Below are 1,536 nucleotides of genomic sequence, written 5' to 3'. Positions count from 1 at the left end.
AGCTACGGCAGGAGCAATGGTAATGCGTTGGGGGGATGTGGCTCTAGGAGAAGTTCCTGCATCTCCTGTAGGGGTTACTCCAGAACAGGAGGCAATTCGTTTAGCAAAAATGGACTCTGATGAAAAACAACTAGATGATAAAGTTCCTGCTCTAACTAAACAAGAACTTTTAGCTGCCAAACCAGAGGCAAGACAGCAGATGCTTGAAGCTTACTTATTAGAATGGCTCTGTAATTCATTACAGCTTGCTCCAAACGAACTGACTTCTCAACAGTCTTTTTCCAGCATCCTAGACTCCTTGTTAGCTTTGATGCTCAAAAATCAGATTGAGAGTGATTTAGAATTGCAAGTATCTATGGAAAATTTTTTGGGAAACAACACTGTCGCCCAGTTAGCTGATCAATTGCTCAAACAGTTAGCTTTAGCCAGTTTAGTCGCATCGGAGACGACCTGTACTGCTGGTGAGGAGGAAGAGAGAGAAAAATTGAGCATTTAGCTTAACCTGCAAAATTATCTGACATCAATCATTAAAATATGCTGCGTTATATATTGTAATTTCAAAAATTAGCTTGACGTTCTAACTAAAAATTATCTGGGACTGGAAAATGAATCATACCAACACTTAGATTTATTATCTCGTTTTGGTTAATCCGAGACGTTGCTTTTTTTGTCTTGGATTAAAACATCACCCAAGCCAGAAATTAAGAAGTATTTTGATTACGACATTAAAGATTTGGTAGCAGCAACCAAGTAGTTATAAGTTGCAAAAACATATAGATATCTGTTTTAGAAATATGGATTTAGATTCACTAGTAGATACACTTTCTTATAGAGACATAAAATTAGCTGCTAAGGGTAATACCTTAGAAATTGATGCCCCTAAAGGTGCGATCACGACAGATCTTAAAGACGCCCTTAAAAGTCATAAGCTAGAAATTCTTAGGCTACTGCATCAGAATAACAACACTGTAAGTTTTAGAGATTTGCCAACTATTGTTCCTTCTCCAGAACTGCGCTACGAACCTTTTCCTTTAACTGATATGCAGTATGCATTTTGGGTGGGTCGAAATGGAACGTTAGAATTAGGCGATGTTGCCAATCACGGTTACTATGAAGTTGAGGGGCAAGACCTAGACTTAGAGCGTTTAAACTGGGCACTGAAACAATTAATTGAGCGCCACGATATGCTCAGAGCGATCATCTTGCCTGATGGACAACAGCAGATTCAACAAACAGTGCCTCTCTATCAAATGAAAATTGTAGATTTGAGAGGACAAGAAGCAGGTATTATCGGCGACAAACTCGAAGAAATTCGGGCTCGTTTATCCCACCAGGTAGTAGCTACCGATAGATGGCCTTTATTTGAATTTTGCGCAACTCGCCTTGACCGAGGACGTGTTCGGCTACATATTAGCTACGATCTACAAATATTTGATGCTTGGAGTCTGTTTCGTCTGTTTGATGAATGGTTTCAACTTTACCAAAATCCTCAAGTTGAACTAAAAACACTAAAGCTTTCATTTCGAGACTATGTTT

At 39.0% G+C, this 1,536-nt stretch carries 2 protein-coding genes; both read left to right on the top strand.

The genetic code is table 11. The features are described 5' to 3' along the window. Positions 1 to 496, top strand: a 496-nt coding sequence (locus H1P_RS32185) for an acyl carrier protein (protein WP_186376275.1), incomplete at its 5' end; no start/stop codon positions are given. A gap of 298 nt (positions 497 to 794) precedes the next feature. Continuing rightward, positions 795 to 1,536, top strand: a 742-nt coding sequence (locus H1P_RS37910; protein ID WP_246142045.1) for a TubC N-terminal docking domain-related protein, incomplete at its 3' end; no start/stop codon positions are given.

The organism is Hyella patelloides LEGE 07179, from assembly GCF_900659865.1.
GTDB lineage: Bacteria > Cyanobacteriota > Cyanobacteriia > Cyanobacteriales > Xenococcaceae > Hyella > Hyella patelloides.
The sequence above is the reverse complement of the archived record's forward strand: the minus strand, read 5'-3'. Positions and strand labels throughout refer to the sequence as shown.